Genomic DNA, 1,370 nt, shown 5'->3' on the forward strand with positions numbered 1-1,370 from the left:
AACTCCAACCTTTACTTTTGCTTATTATTAATATTCTAAGAACAGAAAAAACATTACTACTATAATATTTTTCTTTTTTTGCTTCTTTTTTTCTTTTATAATTATCCACAATTGTGGATAACCATTGTGCTAATTTTGTTCTTTAAAGAGTCTATCAAGATAGGTGAACTATAACTCCAAAGAAGCGTTAAGGCTTATCCTTCGATGTAGACCTATCTTGATTATTTTGAGAGGAATCATATAGAAATTTGGTGGCAAGCACCCTTATTAAGGTTTTAATTGAATCTCAAAATTCAGACTTATTCTTTACAATTTTAATTCTGTCATTTTAAACTTTATTTATTTCAGATGTACTCTTTTATCGTTGGTATTGACATTTCTAAACTTACACTTGATGCTGTTATGATAATTAATGGTAATAAGGAAACCGCCACACATCACCATTTGTCAAATACTCCTGAGCAAATACAAAAACTCTTTAAAGGTTTTAGCCAATTGCCTAATTTTTCATTAGATAAATGTCTAATTTGTATTGAAGCCAGTGGTGTTTACACTTATCCTATTTTAAGCTTTGTAACACAAAATGATGCTAATATCTGGGTAGAATTGGGAACTCGTATTAAAAAATCTGGTGGTATCCAAAGAGGTAAAAATGACAAAGTTGACGCACTTAGAATTGCCCTATATGCTGCTAAAAATCAGGACGATGTAAGGCTTTGGCATCCATCAAACCCTACTATAGTAAAGATAAAAAACTTAACTGGACTCAGAGATAGGCTGATGAAAAGTAAGTTTAAATTAAGTGTCCCTGTTGAGGAATTTCGACAGGTGGGTGATGTCCAGACAGCCAATTTACTTTCAAAAGCAATGAAATCAAGCTTTGAGGCACTTGAAAATGATATAATCGCCATCGAAAAGCAAATTAAAAAACTTTTAGATGAAGATTCAAAACTCAAGGAATTGTTTGCTTTAGTCACATCTGTTGTTGGTATTGGAACACAAACAGCCATTGCTTTGATTGTTTATACCGATGGTTTTACTTTGTTTGACGATGCCCGAAAGTTAGCTTGTTATGCAGGGGTTGCTCCCTTTGCTTATAGCTCTGGCACCAGTATAAGAGGAAAAACAAGAGTCTCCCAAATGGCTAACATGACACTTAAAACAGCCTTACACATGGCATCTTTGACGGCTATTAAATTAGATATTCAACTTCAAAAGTATTACCAAAAAAAAGTCGCTGAAGGCAAGAAAAAAATGTCTGTACTAAATGCTGTAAAAGCTAAACTTTTGCATCGAGTTATTTCGGTCGTCCAAAGAAAAGAAAAATATGAAAATTCCGATAAATTTCCCTTGTTTTTGTCATAGAAATC

At 32.8% G+C, this 1,370-nt stretch carries 1 protein-coding gene; it reads left to right on the forward strand.

Translation table 11 applies throughout. The features are described 5' to 3' along the window. Positions 1 to 348: 348 nt before the first annotated feature. Positions 349 to 1,365, forward strand: a complete 1,017-nt coding sequence (locus ABID42_RS23985; RefSeq protein ID WP_367285819.1) for an IS110 family RNA-guided transposase — start codon at positions 349 to 351, stop codon at positions 1,363 to 1,365. The last annotated feature ends 5 nt before the right edge of the window (positions 1,366 to 1,370 follow it).

This window comes from Arcicella rosea (genome assembly GCF_040543805.1).
Lineage (GTDB): Bacteria > Bacteroidota > Bacteroidia > Cytophagales > Spirosomataceae > Arcicella > Arcicella rosea.